The 6,641-nt window shown below is 67.6% G+C and carries 7 protein-coding genes; 4 read left to right on the top strand and 3 right to left on the bottom strand.

Annotation, left to right across the window (positions count from 1 at the left end; all coding sequences use genetic code 11):
- Positions 1–47 precede the first annotated feature (47 nt).
- The 3 genes from rpoZ to ACT6Y9_RS07550 form a co-directional block, all read right to left on the bottom strand.
- Entirely contained in the window at positions 48–248 is a 201-nt protein-coding gene (gene rpoZ, locus ACT6Y9_RS07560) for a DNA-directed RNA polymerase subunit omega (protein ID WP_295480526.1), read from the bottom strand.
- A 65-nt stretch (positions 249–313) separates the two neighbouring features.
- Positions 314–970 carry a guanylate kinase gene (gene gmk, locus ACT6Y9_RS07555; RefSeq protein WP_295480524.1) on the bottom strand — a complete coding sequence of 219 codons (657 nt, stop codon included), beginning with the start codon at positions 968–970 and terminating at the stop codon, positions 314–316.
- A 35-nt stretch (positions 971–1,005) separates the two neighbouring features.
- The gene (locus ACT6Y9_RS07550) at positions 1,006–1,908 is read right to left on the bottom strand and encodes a YicC/YloC family endoribonuclease (RefSeq protein ID WP_443744079.1); all 903 of its coding nucleotides are present in this window, start codon (positions 1,906–1,908) and stop codon (positions 1,006–1,008) included.
- A gap of 290 nt (positions 1,909–2,198) precedes the next feature.
- Here ACT6Y9_RS07550 and rph point away from each other — a divergent pair, with 290 nt between their 5' ends.
- From rph to glnA, 4 genes are all read left to right on the top strand, one after another.
- Entirely contained in the window at positions 2,199–2,942 is a 744-nt protein-coding gene (gene rph, locus ACT6Y9_RS07545; RefSeq protein ID WP_443744078.1) for a ribonuclease PH, read from the top strand.
- 47 nt (positions 2,943–2,989) lie between these two features.
- Positions 2,990–3,634, top strand: a complete 645-nt coding sequence (rdgB, locus tag ACT6Y9_RS07540; RefSeq protein ID WP_443744077.1) for an RdgB/HAM1 family non-canonical purine NTP pyrophosphatase — start codon at positions 2,990–2,992, stop codon at positions 3,632–3,634.
- Positions 3,634–4,794, top strand: coding sequence for a radical SAM family heme chaperone HemW (hemW, locus tag ACT6Y9_RS07535; RefSeq protein ID WP_443744076.1), 1,161 nt, complete (start codon positions 3,634–3,636; stop codon positions 4,792–4,794). The genes rdgB and hemW overlap by 1 nt, the downstream gene beginning before the upstream one ends.
- Positions 4,795–5,172: 378 nt before the next feature.
- Positions 5,173–6,585 (top strand): type I glutamate--ammonia ligase, encoded by a 1,413-nt coding sequence (glnA, locus tag ACT6Y9_RS07530; RefSeq protein ID WP_443744075.1) that lies wholly within the window; start codon positions 5,173–5,175, stop codon positions 6,583–6,585.
- The last annotated feature ends 56 nt before the right edge of the window (positions 6,586–6,641 follow it).

Genomic DNA, 6,641 nt, shown 5'->3' with positions numbered 1-6,641 from the left:
AAGAGAGGCGGCCCGGCCGTCTGCGTCAGAAGTCTGAGTGCGTGCGGTTACTGCACATGCTTGAGCATGTCCGTGCCGACGAGACCGTCGGCGACCTCGCGCAGGGCGATGACGGCCGGCTTGTCCTTGGCGTCGATCTTGGGGGCGTAGCCCTGCGAGAGCTGACGGGCACGGTAGGCCGCAACCAGAACCATCTGGAAGCGGTTGGGGATTCTCTTCAGGCAGTCTTCAACGGTGATGCGTGCCATTTGTCTTTTCTTGAGTGGTGAGCAGTAGACGGAAAAAGGCCCGATCAGGCCAGCGAAGCGAGGAATCAGACCGGAACGCCGAGGTTCGCGAACTGATCGTGGTGGCGCAGGGCCTGCTGAGCATAGGTCAGTCGGCTCGCCGTCACGATGGCCTCAAGCTGGCTGAGGGCCGTATCGAAATCTTCATTAATTATAACGTACTCGAATTCCGGGGCATGCGCGATCTCGGCGCCCGCGCCCATCAGACGGCGCGTGATCGTCTGCGGGGAGTCCGTGCCGCGGTGGTGCAGGCGCCATTCGAGCGCCTCGATCGAGGGCGGGAGTATGAAGATGCCGACGGTGCCGGCGAACTTCGCGCGCACCTGGCGCGCGCCCTGCCAGTCGATCTCGAGGAGCACGTCGTTGCCCTGCGCCATCTGCGCCTCGATCCAGGTGCGGTTCGTGCCGTAGGAGTGGCCGTGCACGAGGGCGCACTCGAGGAACTCGCCGCGGTTCTTCATCTCCTGGAACATCGTGTCGGTGATGAAGTGGTACTCGCGGCCGTTCACCTCGCCCGGACGCGGATCGCGCGTCGTGCAGGAGATCGAGAGCTTGATCGTGGGTTGGCGCTCGAGGAGCGCGTTGACGAGCGAGGACTTTCCGGCGCCCGACGGGGCGGTGACGAGGAAGAGCCGGCCCGGATGACGGGCGGCGGCGGGGGCGTTGAGGTCGGTCTCGGCCATGACGGATTCTCCCAAAACGGTCGTTTGAGTGAGGATTATTCGAAGTTCTGGATCTGTTCGCGCATCTGGTCGATCGTGATCTTGAGCGCGAGCGAGGCCTGGGTCATTTCGATCGCCGCGGCCTTGGAGCCTAGGGTGTTCGCCTCGCGGTTCATCTCCTGGGCCATGAAGTCGAGCTTGCGCCCGACGGCGCCGCCCGCGGCGAGCAGGCGACGCACCTCCGCGATGTGGGTCTCGAGCCGGTTCATCTCCTCGTCCACGTCCATCTTGATCGCATAGAGGGTCACCTCCTGACGGATGCGGTCGCAGACCTCCTCCTTCGTGAGGGTGCTCTTCTCCGTGAGGGCGCTCGAGAGCGCCGTTTCGAGGCGCTCGGTGAGGCGCGTCTCGAGGTTGGCGACGATCTGGGGCATCGCGCCGCGGACTTCCTTCACGACTCCGGCCATCTTGTCGCAGTAGCCGAGAAGAACCTTCGTAAGGGCGGCGCCTTCGCGCTGGCGCGCGGCGACCAACTGGTCGAGCGCCTGGTCGAGCACGGTGAGGACGGCCGCGAGGAGCGCGTCGCGGTCCACGGCGGGCGCGGCGGTGATGCCGGGCATCTCGAGGATTTCGGCGACCGAGAGCTCCTCGGCGTTGACGTCGGCCGAGAGGACGGCGTCCTGGAGGGCGAGGAGGCGCTTGAGCGCCCCTTGGTTCACCGCCGTCGGCAGCGCCGTTTCGTCGGCCGTGAGCGACATGCGCACCTCGACCTTGCCGCGGGTGAGGCGCTTTTGCAGACGCTCGCGCACGGCGGGCTCGGCGAAGCGCAGGCCGTCGTCAAGGCGCAGCGTCAGATCAAGGAAGCGGGAATTGACCGTGCGGCATTCCACGGTGACGGTGCCGGCCGGGGTCTTGCCGTCGGCGCAGGCGTAGCCCGTCATGCTGGAGACTGAAGACATTGCGCAAACTCCTTCTCAGGGTGCCTTCCGCCGGGAGCGTCGCGGGCGCGGGACGATTGAGGGCCGTCGCGTACGGGAAGCGCCATGTGCTCCGGGAAGGGAATTGTTTTGAAAGTGCGCGCATTTTAGAGCGTTCGACCGGAGGGCACGGGTGCCGCAGCGGGATCGGTTCGGGCGGGACGCGCCCGCCGCAGGGCGTCTGCAGTAGCATGAGGGCTGCCGGGAGCGGCAGGCCCGGAGCCTGCCGTTCCCCCCGAATGGACAGAATTTCCGCAGCAGCAGAGCTCAAGATGACCGAACCGCAGTATCCGAACACCCCCCGTCCCGACGGCCGCGCCGTCGACGCGCTCCGTCCCGTCACGATCACCCGGCGCTTCACGAAGTACGCCGAGGGGAGCGTGCTCATCTGCGCGGGCGACACGCACGTGCTCTGCACGGCGAGCGTCACGCCGGGCGTGCCGGGCTTTTTGAAGGGCCGCGGCGAAGGGTGGGTGACGGCCGAGTACGGGCTGCTCCCGCGCTCGACGGGCACCCGCACGGACCGCGAGGCCGCCAAGGGCAAGCAGTCGGGGCGCACGCAGGAGATCCAGCGCCTCATCGGCCGGAGCCTGCGCGCCGTGGTGGACCGCAGAAAGTTGGGCGAACACACGATCCAGATCGACTGCGACGTGCTGCAGGCCGACGGCGGCACGCGCTGCGCCTCGATCACGGGCGCCTGGGTGGCGCTGCGGGACGCCGTCGACTGGATGCTCGCCAAGGGCATGATCGCCGAGGATCCCCTCAAGGCCCAGGTGAGCGCCGTCTCGGTCGGCATGTGGGCGGGTGAGCCCGTCCTCGACCTCAACTACGTCGAGGACAGCACTTCCGACACGGACATGAACGTCGTGATGACGAGCCGGGGCGCCTTCGTTGAAATCCAGGGCACGGCCGAGGGCGAGCCCTTCTCGAAGGAGGACCTTTCGCGCCTCCTCGCGCTCGCCGAGAAGGGGAACGCCCAACTCGCGCGCCTGCAGCGCGCGGCCCTTGAGGGCTGATCCGCCGCCTCCCCGCAGAACCTCCACCAGACCCAAGAGCACCAGAGATGACCCAGACCACACCCGCGGCCGACGCCCGCAGCCTCCTCGTCCTCGCCTCCGGCAACGCCGGAAAGATCCGTGAATTCCAGGCGATGTTCGCCGCGCTCGGCCTCACCGTCGCCGGGCAGAAGCAGTTGGGCGTCACGTCCTGCGACGAGCCCTACGGCACGTTCGTCGAGAACTGCCTCGCCAAGGCCCGCCACGCCGCGCGCGAGACGGGGCTGCCGGCGATGGCCGACGATTCGGGGCTGTGCGTCGAGGCGCTCCAGGGGGCGCCGGGCGTGCACTCCGCCCGCTTCGCGGGCGAAGGCGCCGGCGACGCCGCCAACAACCGCCTCCTCGTCGAGAAGCTCGCCGGCGTCGCCGACCGGCGCGCGCACTACACGTGCGTGCTCGTCGCCCTGCGCAGCGCCGACGACCCCGAACCCCTCATCGCCGAAGGGTTCTGGCGCGGCGAGATCGCGGATCAGCCGAAGGGCGAGGGCGGCTTCGGCTACGACCCGCACTTCTACCTTCCGGAATTCGGCCGCACGGCGGCCGAGCTCACGGCCGAAGAGAAGAACGCCGTGAGCCACCGCGGCCAGGCCCTGAAGCGCATGGCCGAACTCATGCGCGAACGCTGGGGCCTCACCGGCGCGGAAGTCGACTGATGGCGGCGCTCGACCCCTCCCGCATTCCGCTCTCGATCTACCTGCACTGGCCCTGGTGCGTGAGGAAGTGCCCCTACTGCGACTTCAATTCGCACCGGGCGCCCGCGGACCTCGCCGCGCTCGAAGGAAGATACGTCGCCGCCCTCCTCGAAGACCTCGAAGGGTGGAGGACCGACGCAGAGGGGCGCGAAGTCGCGTCGATCTTCATCGGCGGCGGCACGCCCTCGCTCATGTCGGGCGAGGCGCTCGCGGCGCTCCTCGCCGGCCTTCGCGAACGCTTTCCCCTCGCCCCCGACTGCGAGGTGACGCTCGAAGCGAATCCCGGCACGGTCGAGGCGGGAAAGTTCGCGCACTTCCGAGAGGCGGGCGTCAACCGCCTCTCGATCGGCGTCCAGAGCTTTTCGGATGAGCGCCTGAAGCGCCTCGGGCGCATCCACACGGCCGATGAGGCGAGGCGCGCCGTCTGCGAGGCGCGCAGCGTCTTTGAGAACTTCAACCTCGATCTGATGTACGCCCTGCCGGGCGAGACGTCGGCGGGGCTCAGGGAGGAGCTCGAAGAGGCCGTCGCGAGCGGCGCGACGCACCTCTCCTGCTACCAGCTCACGATCGAGCCGGGAACGGCCTTCGCGAAGCGCGTCCCCGAGGGACTTCCCGACGAAGACGAAACGGCGGAGATGGGCGAGCTCGTCGAGGAGATCCTTGGACGGGCGGGCTTCGGGCGCTACGAAGTTTCGGGCTACGCCCGCGCCGGACACCGCTGCCGGCACAACCTCAACTACTGGACCTTCGGCGACTACCTCGCGGCGGGCGCGGGCGCGCACGGCAAGGTGACGACCCCTGCGGGCGTCCGGCGCGAAATGCGCCGCGCCAACCCCCGCGCATGGTTGGACGCACCCCTGCTCGGCCGTTCGCGCGTCGAGGAGTCCCGCTGGGTCGAGGCCGCGGACCTGCCCTTTGAATTCATGCTCAACGCGCTGCGGCTCCTTGAGGGCGTTCCGGCGGCGCTCTTCACGGAGCGCACGGGGCTCCCGCTCGAGGCGGTTGCGCCCGCACTCAAAGGGTTGCGCGAAGCGGGGCTCCTCGACCCGGATCCCGCGCGGATCCGCACGACGCGCCGGGGGCTCGACTTCCTCTCGGACGTTCAGGAGGCCTTCCTTTGATCGTCCCGCCGGACGTGCGTTCCATTTTGGTGCGCGCTCTCACTGGTGATTTGATGTGCCGCAGACGCATTGGCGCAGAATGCGCACTGAAGTGGTGCGTTGAATGCCTTCTCCCGTGCATAATCCCTGTCGCAGAGACTGAGAAGCGGCCTAGGGCGCGTGCGGCGCCTGAATGTGGTGCGCCCGTCCGCCCGATCGGCCGGGCAGTCGGGCGCCGCGGCAGGCGCGCGGGGCATGGGCGACCGGCGTTTGGCACGCGCCTTGCTTCACTGCTCCGTACAAACCCTTCCGGCAGGTTCTCCCCCCGGCCGGTGAGGGGGCATCAACCAATCACTTTCCGGCGGCCGGCTGACCGGGCCGCACTGTAGGAGAAGAGTTATGACGTCCGCTGCTGATGTGCTGCAGATGATTAAGGACAATGACTGCAAGTTCGTCGACCTGCGCCTCACCGACCTGCTCGGCAAGGAAATGCACCTGACGATCCCGGCCGACAAGATCGACGAAGACACGTTCGAGCTCGGGCAGCCCTTTGACGGTTCGTCCTTCATCGGTTGGCGCGGTATTGAATCCTCCGACATGCTGCTGCAGCCTGACCCGAACACCGCCCGCATGGACCCGTTCCGCGAGGCCAACACGCTCGTGCTCAACTGCGACGTGCTCGAGCCGACGACCGGCAAGGGCTATGAGCGCGATCCGCGCTCGCTCGCCCGCCGCGCCGAAGCGTATCTGAAGTCCACCGGCATCGGCGACACCGCCTACTTCGGCCCCGAACCCGAATTCTTCATCTTCGACTCCGTGCAGTGGGATCACCGCTCGGGCGCGTCCTTCTTCAAGATCGGCTCCGAAGAGGCGCCGTGGTCCACGGGCGCGGACATCGAAGGCGGCAATCTCGGCCACCGCAACCGCGTCAAGGGCGGCTACTTCCCGGTTCCGCCCTGCGACAGCCTCGCCGACATCCGCGCGGAAATGTGCACGCTCCTCGAGCAGCAGGGCGTTCCCGTTGAAATCCACCACCACGAGGTGGGCGGCGCCGGCCAGTGCGAAATCGGCACGCGCTTCTCGACGCTCGTGCAGCGCGCCGACTGGACGCAGATCCTGAAGTACACGGTCTGGAACGTCGCGGCCGCCTACGGCAAGACCGCCACCTTCATGCCCAAGCCCGTCGAAGGCGACAACGGTTCGGGCATGCACGTCCACCAGTCGATCTGGAAGGACGGCCAGAACCTCTTCTCCGGCAACGGCTACGCCGGTCTCTCCGAGCTCGCGCTCTACTACATCGGCGGCGTGATCAAGCACGCCCGCGCGATCAACGCGATCACCAACCCAGGCATCAACTCCTACAAGCGCCTCGTGCCCGGCTTTGAAGCCCCGGTGAAGCTCGCCTACTCCTCGCGCAACCGCTCCGCCTCGATCCGCATTCCGTTCGTCAACAGCCCGAAGGCCCGCCGCATCGAGGTCCGCTTCCCGGATCCGCTCTGCAACTCCTATCTCGGCTTCTCCGCGCTCCTGATGGCCGGTCTCGACGGCATCCAGAACAAGATCCATCCGGGCGAAGCGGCCGACAAGAACCTCTACGATCTGCCGCCCGAAGAAAACGCCAAGATCCCGACCGTCGCGCCGAACCTTGAGGTCGCGCTCGACAGCCTCGACCGCGACCGCGAGTTCCTCACGCGCGGCGGCGTCTTCTCCGACGACCTGATCGACGCGTACATCGCCGAGAAGAGGAAGGACGTGCTCAAGGCCGAGATGGCGGTCACCGCGCTCGACTTCGACCTCTACTACTCGCACTGACCGGACGCAGGTCGTCCGACTGCAGCCGCTCCCTGTGAGCCGCGGCGTCCCGCATG

This window comes from Sutterella sp. (genome assembly GCF_052272535.1).
Taxonomy (GTDB): Bacteria; Pseudomonadota; Gammaproteobacteria; order Burkholderiales; family Burkholderiaceae_F; genus Sutterella.
The sequence above is the reverse complement of the archived record's forward strand: the minus strand, read 5'-3'. Positions and strand labels throughout refer to the sequence as shown.

Bases quoted from the DNA above. Each gene is read 5' to 3' on its own strand.
- rpoZ (WP_295480526.1), bottom strand. From the start codon at position 248: ATGGCACGCATCACCGTTGAAGACTGCCTGAAGAGAATCCCCAACCGC.
- gmk (WP_295480524.1), bottom strand. From the start codon at position 970: ATGGCCGAGACCGACCTCAACGCCCCCGCCGCCGCCCGTCATCCGGGC.
- ACT6Y9_RS07550 (WP_443744079.1), bottom strand. From the start codon at position 1,908: ATGTCTTCAGTCTCCAGCATGACGGGCTACGCCTGCGCCGACGGCAAG.
- rph (WP_443744078.1), top strand. From the start codon at position 2,199: ATGACCGAACCGCAGTATCCGAACACCCCCCGTCCCGACGGCCGCGCC.
- rdgB (WP_443744077.1), top strand. From the start codon at position 2,990: ATGACCCAGACCACACCCGCGGCCGACGCCCGCAGCCTCCTCGTCCTC.
- hemW (WP_443744076.1), top strand. From the start codon at position 3,634: ATGGCGGCGCTCGACCCCTCCCGCATTCCGCTCTCGATCTACCTGCAC.
- glnA (WP_443744075.1), top strand. From the start codon at position 5,173: ATGACGTCCGCTGCTGATGTGCTGCAGATGATTAAGGACAATGACTGC.